Source organism: uncultured Stenotrophomonas sp. (assembly GCF_913778665.1).
Classification (GTDB): domain Bacteria; phylum Pseudomonadota; class Gammaproteobacteria; order Xanthomonadales; family Xanthomonadaceae; genus Stenotrophomonas.
In genome coordinates this window covers 80,677-102,960 of sequence record NZ_CAJYVQ010000014.1, presented here as the reverse complement: position 1 = coordinate 102,960, position 22,284 = coordinate 80,677, and the positions used below count along the sequence as shown (strand labels likewise).

Sequence of the window (22,284 nt, the reverse complement as noted above, 5' to 3'; positions counted from 1 at the left end):
TCCTCCGACGGAAACACACGCGTGGTCTCCAGTTGGATCCTGCTGCTGGTCTCGGTTGCCTATGCTGCGCTGCTGTTCGGCGTGGCGTGGTGGGGCGACCGTCGGCCGATGTATCCCGACCGGCCCTGGCTGCGGCCGGTGGTCTACAGCCTGGCGCTGGCTGTTTACTGCTCGTCGTGGACCTTCTACGGCGCGGTGGGTACCGCCGTGCGCAACGGTATCGGCTACCTGCCCATCTATATCGGTCCGTTGCTGCTGCTGTTGTTCGGCTGGCGCATCATCGAGCGCCTGGCGCTGATCGCGCGCAGCCAGAACGTGGTGTCCATCGCCGATTTCATCTCCTCGCGCTTCGGCCGCTCGCGGCGGTTGGCCGCGCTGGTCGCGATCATCGCGCTGATCGGCATCATTCCGTACCTGGCCCTGCAGTACAAAGCCGTGGCGATGAGCCTGCAGGTTCTCACCGGCAACACCGGCCCGACCGGGTACTTCAGCGACCCCGCGCTGTACGTGGCGCTGCTGATGGCATTGTTCGCCACGCTGTTCGGCACCCGCCAGGTCGATGCCACCGAGCACCACCACGGGATGATGCTGGCGATCGCCTTCGAATCGGTGATCAAGCTGCTGGCGATGCTCGCCGTGGGCGTGTTCGCCTACCTGTGGCTGAGCAACCGTACCGATGCGGTGGTCGAGTCGGTGCATACGCTGTTCACCGGCCTGCCGCCGGTCGGCTTCATCTCGCAGACGCTCCTCAGCTTCCTGGCCATCATCTGCCTGCCGCGCCAGTTCCACGTGGCGGTGGTCGAATGTGGCGACGTGCGCGACGTACGCCGCGCGCGCTGGATGTTCGGCGGCTACCTGGTGCTGATCTCGGCGATGGTGCTGCCGATCGCCACCGCGGGCGTGACCCTGTTCGGCACCGGCGGCAGCGTTGCCGATGACTCCATGGTGCTGGCGCTGCCGCTGGCCGAAGGCCGCAACGCGCTGGCACTGATCGCCTATGTGGGCGGTTTCTCGGCCGCCACCGGCATGGTCATCGTGTCCTCCATCGCACTGGCGACCATGGTCAGCAACGATCTGGTGATGCCGGTGCTGCTGCGCCGCAGTGGCGACCACCAGGAAGCGGCCGATGTCGCCTCGCGCGTCCTGTGGATCCGACGCCTGGCGATCCTGCTGCTGGCGCTGATGGCCTACAGCTACTACCGCACCAGCAGCAACGACAGCACGCTGGCGTCATATGGGCTGATGGCGTTCGCGGCGGTGGCGCAGTTCGCGCCGGGCCTGATCGGTGGCCTGTACTGGCGCGGCGCCAGCCGCCGTGGCGTCGAGATGGGCATGCTGCTCGGCTTCGCGACATGGCTGTACACACTGCTGCTGCCGGCGATGACCATGGCCGGCTGGGTTGATGCCGCCTGGGTGCAGCACGGTCCGTTCGGCATCGAGTGGCTGCGTCCGCAGCAGCTGTTCGGCATGACCGGCTGGGATCCGCTGACCCACGGCACGTTCTGGTCGCTGCTGGTCAACGCGGCGACGATGATGCTGGTGTCCGCGCGCTGGCGCCCCGGTGTGGACGAGCGGCTGCGCGCCGCGCCGTTCCTCGACCCGTATGCCGAGCGCCCGTCGGTGGCCGGTGGCTGGCCCGGTCATGTGCATGTGGGCGACCTGCTGGCACTGGCCTCCCGCGTGGTCGGCGAACGTCATGCGCGGCGTTCGTTCTTCGAGCAGGCGCAGTCGCTGGGCCGTGAACTGCAATCCTCCGCGCCTGCAGACCGCCCGTGGGTGCAGTTCACCGAACGCCTGCTGGCCGCGTCGATCGGCGCGGCGTCCGCACGCCTGCTGCTGACCAGCCTGCTGCGTGGCTCGGGCATGGACCTGGGCGAAGTGGTGGCAGTGCTGGACGAAGCCGGGCAGGAGCTGCGCTTCAACCGCGAGATCCTGTCGACCACGCTGGAGAACATCAGTGCCGGGGTCAGCGTGGTCGATCCTGACATGCGCCTGACGGCCTGGAACCGCCGCTACCAGGACATGTTCGGCTACCCCGACGGCATGCTCTACGTGGGCCGCCCGGTGGCCGACCTGATCCGTTACAACGCCGAGCGCGGTGAGCTGGGCGAAGGCGATATCGAAATCCAGATCAACCGTCGCATCGGCTACATGCGTGCCGGCTCGCCGCATGTGTTCGAACGCACGCGCAGCGATGGCAAGGTGATCGAGATGCGAGGCCAGGCGCTGCCCGGTGGCGGCTACGTGACCAGCTACAATGACATCACCGACTACAAGCATGCGGAAAAGGCGTTGCTTGAAGCCAACGAGACGCTGGAGCAGCGCGTAGCCGAGCGCTCGCACGAGGCCGAGGTCGCACAGCAGTCGAAGACCCGCTTCCTGGCCGCGATCAGCCACGACGTGCTGCAGCCGTTGAATGCCGCGCGGTTGTTTGCCTCGGCATTGCGTGACAGCGACCACGTGAGCGACGAGCAGAAGCACCTGGCCGAGCGCGTGGACGCGTCGTTGCGTGCGGCGGAGGAACTGCTCGATGGCCTGCTGGATGTATCGCGGCTGGATGCGGGCGGCCTGCATCCGGTGATCGGCGAGTTCGACGTCAGTGCACTGATGCGCGAACTGGCTGCACAGTACACGCCGGTCGCCGCGGGCCGTGGCCTGCGCCTGGACCTGTTCGCGCGTCCGGCGTGGGTACGCAGCGATCGCCGCCTGCTGCGCCGCGTGCTGCAGAACTTCCTGGCCAACGCGCTGCGCTACACACGGCAGGGGCGCATCGTGCTGGCGGTACGCCATCGCGGTGACGAAGTGGAACTGCAGGTGTGGGATACCGGCCCCGGCATTCCCGAGCACCACATGCGTCAGATCTTCGATGAGTTCCATCGCTACCAGCAGCCGTTCGACTGGGGCGAGCAGGGCCTGGGGCTGGGTTTGTCGATCTGCCAGCGCATCTCGCGCCTGCTCGACCATCGCCTCAATGCGCGCAGCCGGGTGGGCAGTGGATCGATGTTCTCGATCATCCTGCCGCGTGTGGCGCCGTTGCCGGGTTACACCGAACTGGCCACGCCGGTGCAGGCGGTGGCCGCACTGGTACGCAGCGATTCGCTGGCGGGGCTGCGCGTGCTGTGCGTGGACAACGACGAGGAAATCCTCGACGGCATGCGTGCGCTGCTCGGCCGTTGGCAGGTGCAGGTGATCACTGCATCGACGGTGGATCAGGCGTTGGAGAAAGTGGCCGAGCGCCCACAGGTGATGCTGGTCGATTACCACCTGCACGACCGGATGGATGGCCTGGACGCGCTGGTGGCACTGCGTGAAGCGGCCGGCTACCCGCTGCCGGGCGCGCTGCTGACCGCCGATGGCCGCGACGAGCTGAAGCGGACGGCACGCGAGCGTGGCTACCGCGTGCTGACCAAGCCGATCAAGCCGGCTTCACTGCGCGCCTTCCTGGGCGCGCTGCGCGATGCAGGCAACAGCGATGCCTGATGGCAACTGTAGAGCCGAGCCAACGCTCGGCTCCCGCCCGCAGCGCGGCGTTGATATAGCCATCGCTATACAAACCAGCCCTGCCTGCGCGTTTCGCTGGAAATGCGCCACGCGCGGATCGCGATGCTAAGCTTCGCGTCCCCTTGGGGAGTAGCCGGATTCCTTCGCAGGAATCGTCCACGTCAACATACTCGGCCAGTGCGCCGTGGCGTGGACAACCATGATGGTTGGCGAGACCAGCGGCCCGCGCGCGCAACGTCAGGTTGGGCGCGAGCGCAGGCCGTGCGTCCGTCCTAGCCCGACCTCAGCATCCGCCCATGTCCCCTCTTTCGATCCTCCTGATCGGCTTTGCCATGTCCACCGATGCCTTCGCTGCGGCGATCGGCAAGGGTGCGGCCATGCGCAAGCCGGTGTTCCGCGATGCACTGCGTGCCGGCATCATCTTCGGCGTCATCGAGGCGATCACGCCCGTCATCGGCTGGCTGCTCGGCCGCGCCGCGCTGCAGTACGTCGAAGCCTTCGACCACTGGATTGCCTTCGGCCTGCTCGGCGCGCTGGGCATCCACATGATCTACAACGGCCTGCGCCCGGACAGTGCGGAGGAAGACGAAGACCCTTCGCAGCACCACGGCTTCTGGAAGCTGGCGTTGACCGGTTTCGCCACCAGCATCGATGCGATGGCGGTGGGTATCGGCCTGGCCTTCATGGACGTGCATATCGGCGTGATGGCCGCGGTCATCGGCCTGTGCACGCTGACCATGGTCACCGTCGGCATCATGCTCGGCCGCGTGCTGGGCAGCATGGTCGGCAAGCGCGCCGAGATCATCGGTGGCGTGATCCTGGTGATCATCGGTGCGACGATCCTGTACGAACACCTGCACGGCGTGGGGTAACACCTGTTCCTGTAGAGCCGAGCCCATGCTCGGCTCTACATCAGGGTGTTGGCTGACGAGCATTGCAGTGTTGCACTGATGGAGAGGCTGTCATGCGCTCCATAGCCTCTTCGCATCGCCAGTCCCGCACTCCGCTATGGTCGTTGGCCGCATACCGGCAATGTCGATGCGCTCACCACGGCGACGCATGCGCGTCGTTCCTGGTTCAGTGACAAGGCCAACGTCGATCTTCTGATCGAAGCGCTGCGCATAGTCGAGCGGACTGGTCGCACCTTCTCCCTTGCCTGGGTGATCATGCCGGACCACCTGCATTGGTTGATCGGGTTGCGTAGCGGCACGCTGGCCGGCTGCATGCAGATCCTGAAGTCCAGGAGTGGAAGATCCATCGCCACGCGCGTTGATGCGAACGCGCCGATCTGGCAGCTGGGGTACTACGACCATGCGTTGCGCACTGATGACGGCCTGCGCGCGCAGGCGATGTACATCGTGGCCAATCCAGTGCGTGCTGGCTTGGCCAACTGTCTCGGCGAATATCCCCACGCCTGGAGCAGGTGGCCTCTGCGGGACTGGTGTGGCCTTCAGACGAAGAGCAGCCGAGCGGGGGCTCGGCTCTACAAGGGCATCATGAGATGCCCATGCTCGGCTCCGCAGTCCGTCACGGTCAATCTTCTTCCGGCGGCAGCACGATGGCGTCGTCGTCGATCGCCAGCTTGCCGGCCATCAGCACGGCCTGGGTGCGGTTGGTTACGCCCAGCTTGCGCAGGATGGCGGTGACGTGGGCCTTGATTGTCGCTTCGGAGACGTTGAGGTCGTAGGCGATCTGCTTGTTCAAGCGGCCAGCCCCCAGCATCTGCAGTACGCGGAACTGCTGCGGGGTCAGCTCGCGCAGGCGCTGGCCGACTTCGCGTTCCTCGCGTTCGGTCGGCGGCACGTTGTGCGCTTCCGGCGGTGCCCAGGTCTCGCCGTCGAGGATGGTACCCAGTGCATGGCCTATGGTGTCCGAGTCGGCCGACTTCGGAATGAAGCCCAGCGCGCCGTGGTCGAGCGCGCGTCGCATCACCGTCGCCTCTTCGCGCGCGGAGACCACCACCACCGGCAGGTGCGGGTGCAGCGAGCGCATGTGCACCAGTGCGTTGAAACCCTGCGCACCGGGCATGTTGAGATCCATCAGGACCAGGTCAGCGTCATTGTGCTGGTCGGCCAGCGCGTACAGCGCTTCCACACTGTCGGCCTCGAACAGCTGCACGCCGGGGATGACCCGCTGCACGGCGCCGCGCAGGGCTTCGCGGAACAGCGGGTGGTCATCGGCAATCAGGAGGGTGGTCATGGTCGGGGGGAACCGTGGGGGAAAGCAGGTGGGGCCGGAGCCCTTTCCCTGCGGAAAGAGATCCGACCCCGGGTCGTACCTCAGCGCACCTTGCGCTCGTCCACCAGCGACGCCACCACCGACGGATCGGCCAGGGTCGAGGTGTCACCGAGCTGGTCCGGCGCGTTCTCGGCGATTTTGCGCAGGATGCGGCGCATGATCTTGCCTGATCGGGTCTTGGGCAGGCCTGGCGCCCACTGCAGGTGGTCCGGCGTGGCGATCGGACCGATCTCCTTGCGCACCCAGGCGACCAGTTCCTTCTGCAGCTCGTCGCTCGGGGCCTCTTCGGCCACCAGGGTCACATAGGCGTAGATGCCTTGGCCCTTCACGTCGTGCGGGAAACCGACCACGGCGGCTTCGGCCACCTTCGGGTGCGAAACCAGCGCGCTTTCCACTTCGGCAGTGCCGATGCGGTGGCCGGAGACATTGATCACGTCGTCGACGCGGCCGGTGATCCAGTAGTAGCCGTCTTCGTCGCGGCGGCAACCGTCGCCGGTGAAGTAGCTGCCCGGGTAGGTGCGGAAATAGGTATCGATGAAGCGCTGGTGGTCGCCGTACACCGTGCGCATCTGGCCCGGCCAGGAATCACGGATGATCAGGTTGCCCTCGGTCGGGCCGTCCTGGATCTCGCCATCGGCATTGACCAGCGCCGGCTGCACGCCGAAGAAGGGCAGGGTGGCCGAACCCGGCTTAAGATCCATCGCACCGGCCAGCGGCGAGATCAGGATGCCGCCGGTCTCGGTCTGCCACCAGGTATCGACGATCGGGCAGCGGCTGTCGCCGACCACTTCGTAGTACCAGCGCCAAGCTTCCGGATTGATCGGCTCGCCGACGCTGCCGAGCAGGCGCAGCGACGCGCGCGAGGTCTTCTTCACCGGCTCCTCGCCCTCGCGCATCAGTGCACGGATGGCGGTCGGGGCAGTGTAGAAGATGCTGACCTTGTGCTTGTCGATGACGTTCCAGAAGCGCGAGGTGTCCGGGTAGTTCGGCACGCCTTCGAACATCAGCGAGGTCGCGCCGTTGGCCAGCGGGCCGTACACGATGTAGCTGTGGCCGGTGACCCAGCCCACATCGGCGGTGCACCAGTAGATGTCGTCCTCGCGCAGGTCGAACACCGCTTCATGGGTGTAGGCCGCGTACAGCAGGTAGCCACCGGTGGTGTGCAGCACGCCCTTGGGCTTGCCGGTGGAACCGGAGGTGTAGAGGATGAACAGCGGATCTTCCGCGTTCATGCGCTCCGGCTCACAGCTGGACGGCTGGCTGTCCACCACGTCGTGGAACCAGCGGTCGCGCGGGGCCTGCATGTCCACCGCACCGCCGGTGTGGCGCACCACCAGCACGGTTTCCACGGTATTGGTACCGGGCAGCTTCAGCGCGGCATCGACGTTGGCCTTCAGCGGGATCTTCCGGCCACCACGCAGACCTTCGTCGGCGGTGATGATCAGCTTGCTCTGGCAGTCGCTGACGCGGTCGGCGATCGAGTTCGGCGCAAAGCCCCCGAACACTACCGAGTGGATCGCACCGATGCGTGCACAGGCCAGCATGGCCACTGCGGCGTCGACGATCATCGGCAGGTAGATGGTGACCCGGTCACCCTTCTTCACGCCAAGGTTGCGCAGCGCATTGCCGAGGCGGCAGGTGCGCTCGTACAGCTCGCGATAGGTCACGTGCTGGGCCGGTGCATCCGGGCTGTCCGGCTCGAACAGCAGCGCGGTCTTGTCACCGCGCTTTTCCAGCTGGCGATCCAGGCAGTTCACGCTGGCATTGAGCTCGCCATCCTCGAACCACTTGATGTGGAAGTCGGACAGGTCGTAGCTGACGTTCTTGATCTTCGTCGGCTTGCGCATCCAGTCCAGTCGCTCGGCGGCCTTGCCCCAGAAACCCTCCGGGTCGGTCACCGAAGCCTGGTACTGCTGTTGGTAGGACGTCCTGTCGATGCGTGCCTTGGCGGCGAACTGCGGATCGACGGGGTAGATATCAGCCATGGCACCCTCACTTGCACGTTGACTTTGTATGTGCGGTCGCAGCATCGCGGCGACCGATTCCCCTCAGTTTGCCCCATCAACCCCCTGCCGCGTCACCACCGTGCTTAGACCATGGTCGAAAGTGGGCGCCATGCAGGCCCGGCTTCGACCAATGGCGAATACCGCTATACATAAACGCCCCGCAGTCTCGGCTCGACCGTGCCCCACGCGCGGCATCACCTTGCCACTTGGGAGAGAGGGCAACATGAGCCACCGTACGTTGAAAGCCGTGCGCAAACCTTTGGCGGCCTGCCTGTTGGTCGCCCTGGTCGCACCGGGCATGGCGTTCGCAGAGACCGCCAAAGAGAAGGCGCTGGAAGCACGCGTTGCCGAACTGGAACGCCAGGTCCAGCTGCTGCTGTCGTCGCAGCAACAACAACAGACCCAGATCAGCCAGACCCAGCAGGCCGTAACCGAAGTCCGCACGGTGCAGGCCGAGCAGAAACCGGTCGCACAGGTTCCGGCCGGCAAGCAGCCGATCCAGGTCACCACCATCACCCCGGGTGCCGCGCCGGGCACCACGGTCAAGATCGGCGGCTTCATCAAGGCCGACTTCCTGGCCACCCAGACCAGCGATGGCCAGCTGGCCGACGACGCCACCGGCCGTGCGCTGTACCTGCCGGGCCAGACCCCAGTGGAAGGCGCCGGTGGCAGCGGCAAGCGTTCGGGCACCGACTTCAATGCCCACGCCAAGTTCTCGCGCTTCAACCTGGGCATCGACAATGTGAGCGAATCGGGCAACAAGGCCGGCGCGTTCTTCGAGATGGACTTCTTCGGCAACTCGCTGGGCAACCAGACCGCCACCAACACCTATGGCGTGACCCTGCGCCATGCCTACATGTACTGGAACAACTGGCTGGCCGGCCAGACCTGGTCCAACTTCATGGACGCGGCCGCATTGCCTGAAGCGGTCGACTTCGTTGGCCCGACCGACGGCGTGATCTTCGTGCGCCAGGCGCAGGTGCGTTACACCCAGGGCGGCTTCAGCGTCGCGCTGGAAAACCCGGAAACCACCACCCTCACCGGTACCCGCAACCCGCTCACCGGGGCATGGACCAACGCCAGTGCCAACTCCGACCGTGGCAGCCTGCCCGATCTGACCATGCGCTATGGCTGGAAGGGCGACTGGGGCAACTTCGGCGTCGGCGGCATCGTCCGCCAGCTGAAGGTCGACAACCAGGCCACCGGCGCCAAGGCCGACAAGGTGGCCGGCGGCCTGACCCTGGGCGGCAAGTGGGTGATGGGTGACAGCGATTCGCTGCACTACCAGCTGACCGGCGGCGAAGGCATCGCCCGCTACATCGGCCTGGGCATCACCGCAGACACCGCCTATGACGTGGCCCGCGACGAGCTCAACCCGACCGGCGTGCTTGCCGGCTACGTGGGCTGGCGGCATGCGTTCTCGCCGAAGCTGCGCACCAACCTGATCTACGCGCGCAGCGACTACGACAACGACAGCGTGCTCGGCCCGCTGGTGACCAAGAGCGTGCAGAGCATCCGCGGCAACATCTTCTACTCGCCGCTGCCCAAGGTCGATATCGGTGCGGAGCTGATGTACGGCCGTCGCGAAGTCGAGAACGGCAACAAGGGTGATATCACCCGGTTGCAGTTCACCACGAAGTACAGCTTCTAAGAGCGTGCCGGCCAACAGCCGGCACCTACCGAATTCAGTGCCGACCAACGTTCGGCACCCACCGACCCTGGTCGGCATCCACAGAGGGAAAGCGTCCCATGTCCAGCACACCCAGCACCGCACACAAAGCGGGCACCCTGACCAAGGGCCACAAGAAGGTCATCTTCGCCTCGAGCCTCGGCACGGTGTTCGAGTGGTATGACTTCTTCCTGTACGGCTCGCTCGCGGCCATCATCGCCAAGCAGTTCTTCAGTGGCGTCAATGAAACCACGGGCATGATCTTCGCCCTGCTGGCGTTCGCCGCCGGCTTCTTCGTGCGCCCGTTCGGCGCGGCGTTCTTCGGCAGCCTTGGCGACCGCATCGGCCGCAAGTACACGTTCCTGGTCACGATCCTGATCATGGGCATCTCGACCTTCCTGGTCGGTGTGCTGCCCAACTACGCCACGATCGGTTTTGCCGCTCCGGTGATCCTGATCGTGCTGCGCCTGGCCCAGGGCCTGGCAATGGGCGGCGAGTACGGTGGTGCGGCCACCTACGTGGCCGAGCACGCGCCGGACGACAAGCGCGGCCTGTACACCAGCTTCATCCAGTGCACCGCCACGCTCGGTCTGTTCATGTCGCTGCTGATCATCCTGGCCTGCCGCTACTTCCTCGGCAACGAAGCCTTCGAAGCCTGGGGTTGGCGCATCCCGTTCCTGGTCTCGATCCTGCTGCTGGGCATCTCGGTGTGGATCCGCCTGCAGCTGAGCGAATCGCCGCTGTTCCAGCAGATGAAGTCGGAAGGCAAGGGTTCCAAGACGCCGTTCCGTGACAGCCTGAAGGGGGGCAACCTGAAGCTGATGCTGCTGGTTCTGCTCGGTGCTGCGGCTGGCCAGGCGGTTGTCTGGTACGGCGGCCAGTTCTACGCGCTGTTCTTCCTGAGCAGCATGCTGAAGGTCGACGCGACCACCTCCTATCTGCTGATTGCTGCGGCGCTGGCGCTGGGCGTGCCGTTCTTCATCTTCTTCGGCTGGCTGTCCGACCGTATCGGCCGCAAGAAGATCATCCTGGCCGGCTGCCTGCTGGCCGCCGTCACCTACATCCCGATCTTCAAGGGCTTGACCCACTTCGCCAACCCGGCCATCGAAGAGGCACGTGCGTCCTCGCCGGCGCTGGTCGTGGCCGATCCGAACACCTGCTCGTTCCAGTTCGATCCGGTCGGCCTGCGCAAGTTCACCAGTTCCTGCGACGTGGCCACGGCCGCGCTGACCAAGGCCGGCGTGCCGTACGACGTGCAGCCCGCCGCCGCCGGTTCGCTGGCGATGGTGAACGTGGGCAGCGCCAGCGTGACTTCGTATGAAGCCGCCGGCCTGACCAAGGAAGAAGGCAAGGCCAAGGCCGATGCGTTCGGTGCGGAACTGAAGACCGCCCTGACCACCGCCGGCTACCCGGCCAAGGCGGATGGCGCACGCATCAACATCGCCGGCACGGTGTTCATGCTGTGGTTGCTGGTGCTGTACGTGACCATGGTCTACGGCCCGATCGCCGCCTACCTGGTCGAACTGTTCCCGACCCGCATCCGCTACACCTCGATGTCGCTGCCGTACCACATCGGCAACGGCTGGTTCGGCGGCTTCCTGCCGGCCATCTCGTTCGCGCTGGTGGCCGGTACCGGCAACCTGTACTACGGCCTGTGGTACCCCATCATCATCGCGCTGATGTCGGTGGTGATCGGCGGCCTGTTCCTGCGCGAGACCAAGGACGTGGATATCACCAAGTAACCAGTGTGCCGACCAACGGTCGGCACCCACCGGGTTTCAGGGGCCGTGGTGCAGACCACGGCCTTTCTGTTTGTGGGAATGCGGTAAATGAGGCGGGGTAGAGTCGACTATCGCGCGCAGCGCGGGGTTTCCAGATGTCCCGCCAAGAGCAGCCGGCTCCACCGTTACATGGCGCGGCACCCCGTATAGTCGGCCCATGACCACCCTCAGCCCCGCTGACCTTCCCGCCCTCCTGCACACCCTGCGCAATGCCTGGCAGTCGCAGCGCCCCTCGCTCGACCAGCGCGAGGCCGACCTGCGCCGCCTGCGCGAAGCGCTGAAGGCACGCCTGGATGAAATGGCCCTGGCCATCGCCGAGGACTTCGGCCATCGCGCCCACGTTGAATCGAAACTGGCCGATGGCATGAGCGTGTTGTCGGCCATCGACCACCTGCGCCGCCACCTGCGGCGCTGGTCGAAGCCGCAGCGGGCATCGGCCGGCTGGAAGTTGTGGCCGGCGCGCGCGCAGCTGCGGCCGACGCCGCTGGGGGTGGTCGGGGTGATCTCGCCCTGGAACTACCCGGTCACGTTGGCGCTGGTGCCGCTGGCCACGGCTATTGCCGCCGGCAACCACGTGCTGCTGAAACCCTCCGAGCACACCCCGCGCACCAGCGCGTTCCTGGCCGATCTGCTGGCCGGCGTGTTCCCGCCCGATCGGGTGGCGGTGGTGCAGGGTGGGGCGGATGTGGCGGCGGCAGTGTCCTCGCTGCCGCTGGACCATCTGCTGTTCACCGGCTCGACGGCCGTGGGCCGCAAGGTGATGGCAGCGGCAGCCGAGCATCTGGTGCCGGTCACGCTGGAACTGGGCGGCAAGTCGCCGGCCATCGTCTGCCGCGATTTCCCGCTGGACAAAGCCGCCGCGCGGCTGGCCACCGGCAAGTGGTTCAACGCCGGGCAGACCTGCATTGCGCCGGACTACGTGCTGATCGACACCGCGCGCCAGCGCGAGTTCGTGCAGGCGCTGCAGCAGCAGGTACGCGAGCGCTACGGCGATTTCAGTGATGCCGATGACTACACGCGCATCATCAACGAAGGCCAGTACCGGCGCCTGCGGGGCTATCTGGCGCAGGCGCGCGAACGCGGCGTGCCGGTCATCCCGCTGGCGCAGGTGGATGAGGCGCGCGCCGACCGCGAGCGCCTGCTGGTGCCGACCGTGGTGCTGGACCCGCCGGATGACCTGGACCTGATGCGCGAGGAGATCTTCGGACCGATCCTGCCGGTGCGGGCCTACCCGGACCTGGAGGCGGCGCTGGCCGACGTGCTGTCCCGCGACCGGCCGCTGGCGCTGTATCCCTTCAGCCACGACACGGCGACGGTGGAGCGCATCCTCGGCCAAGTGGTGGCCGGTGGGGTGACGGTGAATGACACGCTGCTGCACTTCGCCGCCGATGGCCTGCCGTTCGGCGGGGTAGGGGCCAGCGGCATGGGCGCGTACCACGGCCGGGCCGGGTTCGATGCGATGAGCAAGCGGCTGCCGGTGCTGTGGCAGTCGCGCTGGGCGGCCAGTGACCGGCTGCGGCCGCCGTATTCGAAGATTGCGGGGGTGTTGCGGTTCCTGTTGCGGTGAAGCCACGCATGGCGTGGCTCTACTGAACCAGGGCCCGATTCTTCTGTAGAGCCGAGCCCACGCTCGGCGGCTCTTGGCTGGGTGCCCGATCAATGCAGCCGAGCGTGGGCTCGGTTCTACACGGGAATCCGGGCCGACCCCCATCCCGGCCACCCGGGTAGAATGCCCGCATGAAGATCGCCTCGTGGAACGTCAATTCGCTCAATGTCCGCCTGCCGCACCTGGAGCAGTGGCTCAAGGCGTTCGGCCCGGACATCGTCGGCATCCAGGAAACCAAGCTGGAGGACCACAAGTTCCCCGATTCGGCGCTGATCGCCGCGGGTTACCGCAGCGTGTTCGCCGGCCAGAAGACCTACAACGGCGTGGCGCTGCTGTCGCGTGAGCCGGCGCAGGACGTGCAGCTCGGCATCCCCGGCTTCGAGGACGAGCAGAAGCGCGTCATCGCCGGTACCTTCGGCGACCTGCGGGTGATCAACCTGTACGTGGTCAACGGCCAGGACATCGGCACCGACAAGTACGACTACAAGCTGCGCTGGCTGGAGGCGGTGCACGCCTGGATCGCCGAAGAACTGCAGCGTCACCCGAAGCTGATCGTCATGGGCGACTTCAATATCGCCCCGGACGCGCGCGACGTGCACGATCCGGCGGTGTGGAATGAAAACCACATCCTCACCTCCACCGCCGAGCGCGGCGCACTCACCCAGCTGCTGCAGCTGGGCCTGCACGATGGCTTCCGCCTGCACAACGACGAAGCGGGTGTGTTCAGCTGGTGGGATTACCGCGCGGCCGGCTTCCGCCGCAATCTCGGCCTGCGCATCGACCTGACCCTGGTCTCCGATGCGCTGAAGCCCAGCGCAGTGGCGTCGGGCATCGACCGCGAGCCGCGCACCTGGGAACGCCCGAGCGACCATGCGCCGGCGTGGGTGGAGTTGGCTTGAACGAACGGGGCCCGGCAATCGCCGGGCCCGTTGTGGAACGACTGCCGGCCAGCGGCCGGCACGACCCTCAGATCACCGTAGGCTCTTGCGGGTGAACAGGTTGACGATCGCCAGCAGGATGACCGCACCGATCAGCGAGAACAGGAACGTGCGGATGGTGATCGCTTCGTTGATGCCGCCGCCGAACAGCCAGCCGGAAATCAGCGCGCCGACGATGCCCACAACGATGTTGAGGATGATGCCCTGCTGGGCATCGCGCTTCATGATGATGCTGGCCAGCCAGCCTACGATGCCGCCGACGATCAGCCAGATGATGATGCCCATGATCGAACCTCCGGTGGGAAACGGTGACCAGTTGACGCGCACGGCCGTGAACCCGTCGTGCAATTACGTGATGGGCGTGTGCGGATGAGCCTGCCAGCCACCCTCGACGGCCCTTGGCGCTTCGGTCCGGTGACGGTCTGGCGGCGCCCGCACGTGCCCGGCCGGCGCGGCGAACCGCAGGCCCGGCAGGTGCTGGCGCAGGCGCTGGGCACCGAGCCGGATACCCTGCCGCTGATCCGCGACGACAAGGGCCGGCCGGAGCTGAGCGGCGCGCTGGCCCACTACGGCACCGGCTGGAGTCACAGCGGCGAGGTGCTGCTGGTGGCGCTGGGCGAGGGCGTCCGCCTGGGTGTCGACCTGGAGCTGCTGCGCCCGCGCGCACGCCTCCTGGAAATCGTCCAGCGCTTCTTCCACCCCGCCGAGGTGGTTTGGCTGGAGAGCCTGGACGAGGCCGCCCGCGAGCACTGGTTCTTCCGCGTGTGGTGCGCCAAGGAGGCGATGCTCAAAGCGCACGGCCAGGGCATCTCGTTCGGCCTGCACCGACTGCAGCTGGCCCCCGGCGACGATGGCGCGCTGCACCTGCGCTGGTGCGATCCGGAACTGGGCGAGGCCGCACGCTGGCATCTGCACGAATGGCAGGCGACCGGCCAGTTCCGCGCCGCGTTGGCCTGGTATCCGCAGTGAAGCGGCGATCCAGCGCGCAAAACCGGCGATAATGTCGGCATGAGCGAACATGATCTTCCCGCCAGCGTGGCCGCCACGCTGGAACAGGGCCTGGCCAGCATGGGCCTGGACGCCGCGCTGGCGGCGCCGCTGCTGCGCTACCTGGCCCTGCTGCACCGCTGGAACGGCACCTACAACCTCACCGCCATCCGCGACCCGCAGGAGATGGTTACCCGCCACCTGCTCGATTCGCTGGCGATGCAGCCGTTCGTGTCCGATGGCAGCCTGGCCGACCTCGGCACCGGCCCCGGCCTGCCCGGCATCCCGCTGGCGATCGCCTGCCCGGGCCTGCACGTCACCCTGGTGGAGAGCAACGGCAAGAAGGCCCGCTTCATGCGCGAGGCCGTGCGCCAGCTGGCCCTGGGCAACGCCCGCGTGGCCGAATCGCGGGCCGAGGCGCTGGACGAGGCCGGCCGCTACGACCAACTGACCGCGCGCGCGATGGACACCCTGGCCGGCATCGTCCGTGTCGGTGGCCATCTGCTGCGCCCCGGTGGCGTACTGCTGGCCATGAAGGGCGTCTATCCCCATGAGGAGATCGCGGAGCTGCCGGCTGGCTGGCAGGTGCGCGAAGTGACCCCGCTGAGCGTGCCCGGCCTGGCCGGCGAACGCCACCTGGTCACTGTTACAGGCCCCTGATTGCCATCGCCAGCCCCTTGTGGAACAAGAGGTTGGCGATTCACGATTTCCGCCCGGGGCCGGTTGTACGCATAATGACCGGTCCCAACCATCCGTCGACGAGGCACACCTGCATGGCCCGCATCATCGCCATCGCCAACCAGAAGGGTGGCGTCGGCAAGACCACGACCGCCGTCAACCTGGCCGCTTCCCTGGCCAACGCACCCAAGCGCGTGCTGCTGGTCGATCTGGACTCTCAGGGCAACGCGACCATGGGCAGCGGCGTGGACAAGCGCGAGCTGGCTGCCTCCACCTGCGATCTGCTGCTGGGCGAGAACAGCGCCGCCGATGTGCGCGTGCAGACCGCCGAGGGCTACGACCTGCTGCCCGGCAACATCGACCTGACTGCCGCCGAAATCCAGTTGATGGGTGAGAGCGAGCGCGAGCAGCGCCTGAAGCGCGCGCTGGCGCCGATCCGCGACGAGTACGACTTCATCCTGATCGACTGCCCGCCGGCGCTGTCGCTGCTGACGCTCAACGCGCTGGCGGCCGCCGATTCGGTGATCGTCCCGATGCAGTGCGAGTACTACGCACTGGAAGGCCTCAGCGCGCTGGTGGAAACCATCGAAGCGCTGCGCACCAGCCTGAACCCGGCGCTGGAGATCGAAGGCGTGCTGCGCACCATGTTCGATGTGCGCAACAACCTGGCCAACGCAGTGTCGGCCGAGCTCACCGAGCACTTCGGCGACCGCGTGTTCCGCACCATCGTGCCGCGCAACGTGCGCCTGGCCGAGGCGCCCAGCCATGGCCAGAGCATCGTCGGCTACGACCGCGCCTCGCGCGGCGGCGTGGCCTACCTGGGCCTGGCCGGCGAGATCATCCGCCGCAACAACGAACGCAACAAGGCCGCCAAGGCCGTGGAGACCGTCTGATGACCAGCAGCAAGCCGGCAGCCAAGAAGCGGGGCCTCGGACGTGGCCTGGATGCGCTGCTGGGCCCGAAGGGGGCGGTCAGCCAGGTGCAGGCCACCACCGCGGTGATCGAGCCGCTACCGGGTGAAGTGCTGCGCAAGCTGGCTGTGGGCCAGCTGCAGCCGGGCAAGTACCAGCCGCGTCGCGAGATGGACGAGGGCAAGCTCTCCGAGCTGGCCGATTCGATCAAGTCGCAGGGCGTGATCCAGCCGATCCTGGTGCGCCAGCTGCCGGCGGGCAACTACGAAATCGTCGCCGGTGAGCGCCGTTGGCGCGCCTCGCAGCTGGCCGGCCTGGACGAAGTGCCGGTGGTGGTGCGCGAGTTGGAAGACCGCACCGTCATCGCGATGGCGCTGATCGAGAACATCCAGCGCGAAGACCTCAACCCGCTGGAAGAAGCCGAGGCGCTGCAACGCCTGATCAGCGAGTTCACCCTGACCCATGCCGAGGCTGCCGAAGCGGTGGGCCGCTCGCGTGCGGCGGTGTCCAACCTGCTGCGCCTGCTGGAGCTGCCGGTGGCGATCCGCCTGCTGCTGGAAACCCGGCGCCTGGAAATGGGCCACGCCCGCGCGCTGCTGACCCTGGCCCCCGAGCTGGCCGGCAAGCTGGCGCAGGAAGCGGCCGATGAAGGCTGGTCGGTGCGCGAGGTCGAGCGCCGTGCGCAGGCCTTCGCCGCCGGCAAGGTGCCGAGCAACCGTCCTGTGGCCACGCCGAAGGTGCAGCAGGCCGACATCGCCTCGCTGGAAACCGAGCTGTCCGAATCGCTGGGCGCCAAGGTGGCGATCAGCCACGGTCGCGGCGGCAAGGGCAAGCTGATCATCCACTACACCGACCTGGACACCCTGGACGGCGTGCTGGAAAAGCTGCGTACGCGCCAGGGCTGAGCCCGGCGCCGTGACCGGGGATACGGCCTGTGTCCCCTCAACGACAGGGAACGCACCGCCGCGCGCGCCGGGGGATGCACGGCTCTCCGGTCTGCGGCGTCATCCAGGGAGCAGGACATGAGCAACGCCTTCGACCACGTCAGCCCGGGCGGCAGCCCGATCATGGTGCACAGCCGCCAGAAAGACTTCAGCCCCGCGCAGGGCGAAGCACACATCGAGGCGATCAGCGCCCACATCGAGCGCCATCTCGGCCCGGTTTCCGGTGTCTTCCACGAAATCATCTCCGACCTGGTGCACATCGACGTGCATGTGGTACCGGCCAATGACCAGTTCCCGTACCTGCGTCTGGTGACCTCCGGCATGAGCGACCTGCCGATGACCGTGCCGGCCGAAGTGGATGCGGACGTGCCGCGCTACATGGAGGTGATGGTGACCCTGCCGGCCGATTGGCCGATCACCCAGGACGCCTTCGAGGACGAGCGCAACTACTGGCCGGTGCGCCTGCTGAAGGGCATGGCCCGGCTGCCGCACGAGTACGACACCTGGCTGGGCTTTGGCCACACCATCCCCAATGGCCATCCCAGCGAGCCCTATGCGCCGGGTGTGGGCTTCGACGGTGCCATCGTGCTGCCGCCGGTGACCGCCCCGGAAGAATTCGCCGCGCTGCAACTGGACGACGGCAAGATCATCAGCTTCATGACCCTGGTTCCGCTGTACCCGGAAGAAATGGACCTGAAGCTGAAGAAGGGCGCCGAAGCGCTGCTCGACCGCTTCGATGCGAAGAAGATCCAGGACGTGATCGAACCCGGCCGCCGCAACGTGGCCAAGAAGCGTTTCGGGCTGTTCTGAGCCCGCGGCGTATCCTCTGCACCTGCACTCATTGATTTCCAGGCAACTGCAATGACCATCCTGCTCACCGGCGCTGCCGGCTTCATCGGTGCCTACACCGCCCGCGCGCTGCTGGAGGCCGGCCAGCCCGTGGTCGGCCTGGACAACTTCAACGACTACTACGACCCGCAGATCAAGCATGATCGCGTGGCTGCGCTGTGCCCGACGCTGGACCTGCGCACGCTGGACCTGACCGATCGCGATGGCCTGGCCGCGCTGTTCGACGAGGTGCAGCCGGCCGCCGTGATCCATCTGGCCGCGCAGGCCGGCGTGCGCTATTCGCTGGAAAACCCGCACGCCTACGTCGACAGCAACCTGGTCGGCTTCGTCAACATGCTCGAGCTGTGCCGCCACCGTGGCGTTCAGCACCTGGTGTATGCCTCCAGCAGTTCCGTGTATGGCGACTCGGCCACGCCGCCGTTCTCCGAAGATCAGCGCGTGGACCAGCCGCGCTCGCTGTACGCGGCGACCAAGGCCGCCAACGAGCTGATGGCCTACACCTACGCGCAGCTGTACGGCCTGCATGCCACTGGCCTGCGCTTCTTCACCGTGTACGGCCCGTGGGGCCGGCCGGACATGGCACCGCTGCTGTTCTCGCGCGCGGTGCTGGCCGGTCGGCCGATCGACGTGTTCAACGAAGGCCGCATGCAGCGCGATTTCACACATGTCTCCGACATCGTCTCCGGTATCCTCGGCGCCCTCGCGCATCCGGCCGACGGTACGGTGCCGCACCGGGTGTTCAACCTCGGCAACCATACGCCGGTCGAGCTGGAGCGCTTCATCAGCGTGATCGAGCAGGCCGCCGGCCGCCCCGCGCAGAAGGTCTACAAGCCCATGCAGCCCGGCGACATGGTGCGCACGATGGCCGATACCCGCCGCGCATATGACGCTTTCGGCTTCGATGCGGTGACCCCGATCGAACAAGGCCTGCCGCCAGTGGTGCAGTGGTGCCGCGAGTATTTTGGTGATCGCGCCTGAGGACGGATCCTCACGCCGCCGGGTTCATCTTCGGATAACCTCGGTTTCGGAGAATGCGCGGTCTTTGTCCCCCCTTTGGCCGAGTGCCTTATGAGCCAACCCGAGCTTTCCGTTGTCGTCCCGGTGTTCAACGAGCGCGACAATGTTGCCCCGCTGGTCGCCGAAATCACCGCTGCACTGCGCGGGCAGCTACCGTTCGAGATCGTCTACATCGATGACCACTCGCGCGATGACACCCTGGCCGTGCTGCAGGGCCTGAAGGCGACCACGCCGGAACTGCGGGTGCTGCACCACGTAAGCCAGAGCGGGCAGAGCACGGCGGTGCGCACCGGCGTCAAGCACGCACGGGCGCCCTGGATCGCCACCCTCGATGGTGACGGCCAGAACGATCCAGCCGATATTCCCAAACTGCTGGCCGCGCGCGATGCCGCCGAGGCGCAGGTGAAGCTGTTCGCCGGCTGGCGCGTCAACCGCCAGGACAGCGGCAGCAAGCGCTGGGCCAGCCGCTGGGCCAACGCCATCCGCGCGCGCATGCTGCGCGACGATACCCCCGATACCGGCTGCGGCATCAAGCTGTTCGAACGCAGCGCGTTCCTCGACCTGCCGTACTTCGACCACATGCACCGCTACCTGCCGGCGCTGATGCAGCGCGCCGGCTGGAAGACCACCAGCGTGCCGGTCAATCACCGCCACCGTACCGCCGGTGTGTCCAAGTACAACAACCTGGGCCGCGCGCTGGTCGGCATCCGCGACCTGCGTGGCGTGGCCTGGCTGATCACCCGCAGCAAGCGCACCGCGGTGGAGGAGCGTTGATGGATCTGGAGCTGCACTGGCTGGACCAGCCGCTGACCTGGCTGTACTGGACCGGGCTGCATGTGACCGGCTGGAAGCTGATCGGCTACACCGGCGCACTGATGTTCGGCGGCCGCTGGCTGGTCCAGTTCATCGCCTCCAAGCGCGCCGGCAAGCCGGTCATCCCGCGCCTGTTCTGGTACATGAGCGTGATCGGCAGCCTGATGACGCTGAGCTACTTCCTGTTCTCGGCCAAGCAGGACTCGGTGGGCGTGCTGCAGAACCTGTTCCCGGCGTTCACCGCGCTGTACAGCCTGCACCTGGACATCAAGCACCGCGGCTGGAAGCGGGACAGGGCCAGCCACTGAGGCCTGGGGTCGGATCCCCGTCCGGATCCGCGGCGCATCCGCACATGGCGTGGATCCAATGCATGTTCGGCGGCCGGTTCCCGGTCCTGCCTGCGTTGCAGGCAGGACCTTCGTCCCATGCCACGGGCGGTGGGGGGTGCCATCATCGGGGTCTGCCTTCCCGGGAACCTGTGCTCGTGAAAACCCGTCTTGCCGTTGCCCTGCTGATCGCCCTGTCCGCCCCCGCCGTGGCCCTGGCCGCGCCGCCCGCCGTGGCCGCGCCGGCCAGCGTGGCCACCGAATCGCCCGCCGATGCCGCCTTCCGCGCGCTGTACGAGAAGGAATGGAAGTGGCGCCAGCAGGGGGGCGGGGAGGCCAGCGAGGACGAAGACGCCCCGGCCAACGCCACCCGCATGCCCGACGTCGGCCCGGCCGCGCAGCAGGCGCGCCTGAAGGTCTGGGACGAGACCCTGGCCGCACTGAAGAAGATCGACCCGAAGACCCTGTCGGTCGACAACCAGGTCAACTACGCGATCTACCACGACCAGGTGTTCAACCTGGCCGAAGAAGTGCGCCTGCGCGGTTACGAGATGCCGTTCAACGCCGACTCCTCGTTCTGGTCCAATCTGTCCTTCATGGCGCGACGCGAGATGAAGACCGTGCAGGACTACCAGAACTACATCGCACGGCTGAACGATGTGCCGCGCTATTTCGGGCAGCAGACCGAGAACATGCGCGCCGGCCTGAAGCGTGGCTTCAGCGTGCCGCGTGCGGTGCTCGACGGACGCGAGGTATCCATCGCCACCGTCGCCGAGCTGAAGGACCCGACCGAATCGCCGCTGTACGCGCCGTTCAAGAAGCTGCCCAACAGCATCCCGGCCGCCGAGCAGGCCAGGCTGCAGGCGCAGGCGCGTGAAGCGATCAGCGGCAAGGTGGTGCCGGCGTTCCAGCAGCTGCGCACCTTCTTCGTCAACGAGTACGTGCCGCAGGCGCGCACCACCCTTGCCGCCGAAGCAATGCCCGATGGCAAGGCGTACTACAAGCAGCAGATCCACGAGTACACCACGCTGGACCTGTCGCCGGACGAGATCCACCGCATCGGCCTGGAGGAAGTCGCTCGCATCCAGGGCGAGATGAACGACATCATCAAGCAGGTGAAGTTCAAGGGCAGCTTCGCCGAGTTCCTGACCTTCCTGCGCACCGACCCGCAGTTCTACGCCAAGACCCCGGAAGAGCTGCTGTCGCGCGCTGCGTGGATCTCCAAGCGTGCCGACGGCCAGCTCGGCAAGTACATGACGCTGCCGCGGGCGCGCTTCACCATCGTGCCGGTGCCGCCGGACATCGCGCCGTTCTGGACCGCCGGCCGTGGTGGCATGGGCACTTACTGGCTCAACACCTACAACCTGCCGTCGCGCCCGCTGTACAACCTGCCTGCGCTGACCCTGCATGAATCCGATCCGGGCCACGCGCTGCAGGGCGCCATCGCCGCCGAGCAGAAGAACCTGCCCGAATTCCGCCGCAACGCCTACATCTCCGCCTATGGCGAAGGCTGGGCGCTGTACTGCGAAAAGCTGGGCGTGGAGATGGGCATCTACGAAACCCCGTACGAGGATTTCGGCCGCCTGACCTACGAAATGTGGCGCGCGGCGCGCCTGGTGATCGACACCGGCGTGCACAGCAAGGGCTGGTCCCGCGAGCAGGCGCTGGCCTACCTGCGCGACCACACCGCGCTGAGCGAGCATGAAGTGACCACCGAAGTGGACCGCTACATTTCCTGGCCGGGCCAGGCGCTGAGCTACAAGCTGGGTGAGATCGCCATCGTGCGCCTGCGTGCGCAGGCCGAGAAGGAGCTGGGCGACAAGTTCGACATCAAGGGTTTCCATGACACCCTGCTCAAGCAGGGCTCAGTGCCGCTGCCGGTGCTGGAACAGCAGATCCAGGCCTACATCGCCGAACGCAAGAAGGCCTGACCGTTCCGAGGCAGTGCCGGCCGCTGGCCGGCAACCCGCACGCACCGCAATCGTTCGACATTGCCGGCCAGCGGCCGGCACTACCGGGA

General features: G+C 66.8%; 19 protein-coding genes and 1 riboswitch. Of the genes, 16 read left to right on the top strand and 3 right to left on the bottom strand.

Going from position 1 to position 22,284, the window contains the following annotated elements; genetic code table 11:
- Positions 1-21: 21 nt before the first annotated feature.
- The 3 genes from QZ853_RS20470 (at position 22) to QZ853_RS20460 (ending at position 5,147) form a co-directional block, all read left to right on the top strand.
- Positions 22-3,480: a PAS domain-containing hybrid sensor histidine kinase/response regulator gene (locus tag QZ853_RS20470; RefSeq protein WP_295579831.1), complete on the top strand. Its 3,459-nt coding sequence runs from the start codon at positions 22-24 to the stop codon at positions 3,478-3,480.
- Between the two features lie 139 nt (positions 3,481-3,619).
- Positions 3,620-3,709, top strand: a riboswitch (yybP-ykoY riboswitch).
- An 88-nt stretch (positions 3,710-3,797) separates the two neighbouring features.
- Entirely contained in the window at positions 3,798-4,373 is a 576-nt protein-coding gene (locus QZ853_RS20465) for a manganese efflux pump MntP family protein (RefSeq protein ID WP_295579804.1), read from the top strand.
- A 114-nt stretch (positions 4,374-4,487) separates the two neighbouring features.
- Positions 4,488-5,147, top strand: coding sequence for a transposase (locus QZ853_RS20460; RefSeq protein ID WP_345777924.1), 660 nt, complete (start codon positions 4,488-4,490; stop codon positions 5,145-5,147).
- On the opposite strand, the gene QZ853_RS20455 is transcribed toward QZ853_RS20460, so the two are convergent.
- Together QZ853_RS20455 and acs are read right to left on the bottom strand one after the other, a co-directional pair.
- Positions 5,035-5,700: a response regulator transcription factor gene (locus tag QZ853_RS20455; protein WP_005411662.1), complete on the bottom strand. Its 666-nt coding sequence runs from the start codon at positions 5,698-5,700 to the stop codon at positions 5,035-5,037. The two genes, QZ853_RS20460 and QZ853_RS20455, sit on opposite strands and share 113 nt — an antisense overlap.
- Positions 5,701-5,780: 80 nt before the next feature.
- On the bottom strand, positions 5,781-7,724 hold the full coding sequence (acs, locus tag QZ853_RS20450; RefSeq protein WP_295579792.1) for an acetate--CoA ligase: 1,944 nt from the start codon (positions 7,722-7,724) through the stop codon (positions 5,781-5,783).
- A 244-nt stretch (positions 7,725-7,968) separates the two neighbouring features.
- Here acs and QZ853_RS20445 point away from each other — a divergent pair, with 244 nt between their 5' ends.
- From QZ853_RS20445 to xth, 4 genes are all read left to right on the top strand, one after another.
- Positions 7,969-9,396 (top strand): DcaP family trimeric outer membrane transporter, encoded by a 1,428-nt coding sequence (locus tag QZ853_RS20445; protein ID WP_295579779.1) that lies wholly within the window; start codon positions 7,969-7,971, stop codon positions 9,394-9,396.
- A gap of 98 nt (positions 9,397-9,494) precedes the next feature.
- Positions 9,495-11,156 carry an MFS transporter gene (locus QZ853_RS20440; protein WP_295579768.1) on the top strand — a complete coding sequence of 554 codons (1,662 nt, stop codon included), beginning with the start codon at positions 9,495-9,497 and terminating at the stop codon, positions 11,154-11,156.
- Positions 11,157-11,352: 196 nt separating this feature from the next.
- Positions 11,353-12,762 carry a coniferyl aldehyde dehydrogenase gene (locus QZ853_RS20435; protein ID WP_295579765.1) on the top strand — a complete coding sequence of 470 codons (1,410 nt, stop codon included), beginning with the start codon at positions 11,353-11,355 and terminating at the stop codon, positions 12,760-12,762.
- A gap of 170 nt (positions 12,763-12,932) precedes the next feature.
- Positions 12,933-13,700 carry an exodeoxyribonuclease III gene (xth, locus tag QZ853_RS20430; protein ID WP_295579761.1) on the top strand — a complete coding sequence of 256 codons (768 nt, stop codon included), beginning with the start codon at positions 12,933-12,935 and terminating at the stop codon, positions 13,698-13,700.
- 72 nt (positions 13,701-13,772) lie between these two features.
- On the opposite strand, the gene QZ853_RS20425 is transcribed toward xth, so the two are convergent.
- On the bottom strand, positions 13,773-14,024 hold the full coding sequence (locus QZ853_RS20425; protein WP_295579757.1) for a GlsB/YeaQ/YmgE family stress response membrane protein: 252 nt from the start codon (positions 14,022-14,024) through the stop codon (positions 13,773-13,775).
- Between the two features lie 84 nt (positions 14,025-14,108).
- On the opposite strand from QZ853_RS20425, the gene QZ853_RS20420 reads away from it, so the two are divergent.
- The 9 genes from QZ853_RS20420 to QZ853_RS20380 all read left to right on the top strand — a co-directional run bounded on the left by QZ853_RS20420 (position 14,109) and on the right by QZ853_RS20380 (position 22,195).
- Positions 14,109-14,708 carry a 4'-phosphopantetheinyl transferase superfamily protein gene (locus QZ853_RS20420; protein WP_295579754.1) on the top strand — a complete coding sequence of 200 codons (600 nt, stop codon included), beginning with the start codon at positions 14,109-14,111 and terminating at the stop codon, positions 14,706-14,708.
- Positions 14,709-14,747: 39 nt separating this feature from the next.
- A complete protein-coding gene (gene rsmG, locus QZ853_RS20415; RefSeq protein WP_295579751.1) occupies positions 14,748-15,386 on the top strand; it encodes a 16S rRNA (guanine(527)-N(7))-methyltransferase RsmG in 639 nt (212 codons plus the stop codon).
- 113 nt (positions 15,387-15,499) lie between these two features.
- A complete protein-coding gene (locus tag QZ853_RS20410; RefSeq protein WP_295579748.1) occupies positions 15,500-16,297 on the top strand; it encodes a ParA family protein in 798 nt (265 codons plus the stop codon).
- Complete coding sequence (locus tag QZ853_RS20405; RefSeq protein WP_295579743.1) at positions 16,297-17,220, top strand: ParB/RepB/Spo0J family partition protein; 924 nt, start codon at positions 16,297-16,299, stop codon at positions 17,218-17,220. Before QZ853_RS20410 ends, QZ853_RS20405 begins: the two co-directional genes overlap by 1 nt.
- Positions 17,221-17,337: 117 nt before the next feature.
- Complete coding sequence (locus tag QZ853_RS20400; protein WP_295579731.1) at positions 17,338-18,069, top strand: suppressor of fused domain protein; 732 nt, start codon at positions 17,338-17,340, stop codon at positions 18,067-18,069.
- Between the two features lie 51 nt (positions 18,070-18,120).
- Positions 18,121-19,086, top strand: a complete 966-nt coding sequence (locus tag QZ853_RS20395; RefSeq protein WP_295579717.1) for an NAD-dependent epimerase/dehydratase family protein — start codon at positions 18,121-18,123, stop codon at positions 19,084-19,086.
- Between the two features lie 90 nt (positions 19,087-19,176).
- Positions 19,177-19,899, top strand: coding sequence for a glycosyltransferase family 2 protein (locus QZ853_RS20390; RefSeq protein WP_295579705.1), 723 nt, complete (start codon positions 19,177-19,179; stop codon positions 19,897-19,899).
- Positions 19,899-20,246 carry a lipid-A-disaccharide synthase N-terminal domain-containing protein gene (locus QZ853_RS20385; RefSeq protein ID WP_049415940.1) on the top strand — a complete coding sequence of 116 codons (348 nt, stop codon included), beginning with the start codon at positions 19,899-19,901 and terminating at the stop codon, positions 20,244-20,246. The genes QZ853_RS20390 and QZ853_RS20385 overlap by 1 nt, the downstream gene beginning before the upstream one ends.
- Before the next feature lie 176 nt (positions 20,247-20,422).
- Entirely contained in the window at positions 20,423-22,195 is a 1,773-nt protein-coding gene (locus QZ853_RS20380) for a DUF885 family protein (RefSeq protein ID WP_295579693.1), read from the top strand.
- Positions 22,196-22,284: the final 89 nt, after the last annotated feature.

Excerpts from the sequence above, each read along its gene's own strand:
- QZ853_RS20400 (WP_295579731.1), top strand. The coding sequence starts at position 17,338 with ATGAGCAACGCCTTCGACCACGTCAGCCCGGGCGGCAGCCCGATCATG.
- QZ853_RS20420 (WP_295579754.1), top strand. The coding sequence starts at position 14,109 with ATGAGCCTGCCAGCCACCCTCGACGGCCCTTGGCGCTTCGGTCCGGTG.
- QZ853_RS20405 (WP_295579743.1), top strand. The coding sequence starts at position 16,297 with ATGACCAGCAGCAAGCCGGCAGCCAAGAAGCGGGGCCTCGGACGTGGC.
- QZ853_RS20455 (WP_005411662.1), bottom strand. The coding sequence starts at position 5,700 with ATGACCACCCTCCTGATTGCCGATGACCACCCGCTGTTCCGCGAAGCC.
- rsmG (WP_295579751.1), top strand. The coding sequence starts at position 14,748 with ATGAGCGAACATGATCTTCCCGCCAGCGTGGCCGCCACGCTGGAACAG.
- QZ853_RS20440 (WP_295579768.1), top strand. The coding sequence starts at position 9,495 with ATGTCCAGCACACCCAGCACCGCACACAAAGCGGGCACCCTGACCAAG.
- QZ853_RS20435 (WP_295579765.1), top strand. The coding sequence starts at position 11,353 with ATGACCACCCTCAGCCCCGCTGACCTTCCCGCCCTCCTGCACACCCTG.
- acs (WP_295579792.1), bottom strand. The coding sequence starts at position 7,724 with ATGGCTGATATCTACCCCGTCGATCCGCAGTTCGCCGCCAAGGCACGC.
- QZ853_RS20425 (WP_295579757.1), bottom strand. The coding sequence starts at position 14,024 with ATGGGCATCATCATCTGGCTGATCGTCGGCGGCATCGTAGGCTGGCTG.
- QZ853_RS20385 (WP_049415940.1), top strand. The coding sequence starts at position 19,899 with ATGGATCTGGAGCTGCACTGGCTGGACCAGCCGCTGACCTGGCTGTAC.
- QZ853_RS20445 (WP_295579779.1), top strand. The coding sequence starts at position 7,969 with ATGAGCCACCGTACGTTGAAAGCCGTGCGCAAACCTTTGGCGGCCTGC.
- QZ853_RS20390 (WP_295579705.1), top strand. The coding sequence starts at position 19,177 with ATGAGCCAACCCGAGCTTTCCGTTGTCGTCCCGGTGTTCAACGAGCGC.
- xth (WP_295579761.1), top strand. The coding sequence starts at position 12,933 with ATGAAGATCGCCTCGTGGAACGTCAATTCGCTCAATGTCCGCCTGCCG.
- QZ853_RS20465 (WP_295579804.1), top strand. The coding sequence starts at position 3,798 with ATGTCCCCTCTTTCGATCCTCCTGATCGGCTTTGCCATGTCCACCGAT.
- QZ853_RS20395 (WP_295579717.1), top strand. The coding sequence starts at position 18,121 with ATGACCATCCTGCTCACCGGCGCTGCCGGCTTCATCGGTGCCTACACC.
- QZ853_RS20410 (WP_295579748.1), top strand. The coding sequence starts at position 15,500 with ATGGCCCGCATCATCGCCATCGCCAACCAGAAGGGTGGCGTCGGCAAG.